General features: G+C 65.8%; 1 protein-coding gene. It reads right to left on the bottom strand.

Annotated elements, in window-relative coordinates:
• Positions 1-135: 135 nt before the first annotated feature.
• Complete coding sequence (locus BN903_RS10360; RefSeq protein WP_048077650.1) at positions 136-603, bottom strand: peroxiredoxin; 468 nt, start codon at positions 601-603, stop codon at positions 136-138.
• Between the last annotated feature and the right edge of the window lie 66 nt (positions 604-669).

Below are 669 nucleotides of genomic sequence, written 5' to 3'. Positions count from 1 at the left end.
GTCCGTTTGGAGGGCATCGTTTCACGTGACTCGTGACAAGTAATAATACTACCGGGTGGCGACGCCCGGTGGTCGCCCTTCAGGCGGTCGGTTTCCGTGACCTCGGACGCGTCTGTCAGTCGTCGGGCGCGTCTGTCAGTCGTCGAGCGCGTCGATGTCGTCGAGAATCTCGACGGCGTGGTCCTCGGGCGAGACGCCCTCGTAGGCTAAGGCGACGGTCCCCGTCCCGTCGAGGACGTACGTGTTCCGGAACACGCCGTCGAAGGTGTTCCCGAACATCGACTTCTCGCCGTAGGAGTCGTACGCGGCCGCGACCGCCCCGTCGGGGTCCGAGAGGAGGGTGAAGGGCAGGTCGTACTCCGCGGCGAACGGCTCCAGGTCCTCGACGGGGTCGTCACTGATCCCGACGACGGCGACGTCCCTGTCCTCGAACGCGTCCCACTCGTCGCGGAAGCTACACGCCTCGGCGGTACAGCCGGGGGTGTCGGCGCGCGGGTAGAAGTACACCACCGTGTGGCTCGCGGCGGCCGGGTCGACGGTGACCGTCTCGCCGCGGTGGTCGGTGAGCGTGATCTCGGGTGCGGAGTCGCCCGGGTCGAGCATACGAATTGACTCTCCTCGAACGAGTTAGGGGATTCGGTCCATTTTTACCGACTACTCGCAACCTAC

The organism is Halorubrum sp. AJ67, assembly GCF_000513435.1.
The sequence above is the reverse complement of the archived record's forward strand: the minus strand, read 5'-3'. Positions and strand labels throughout refer to the sequence as shown.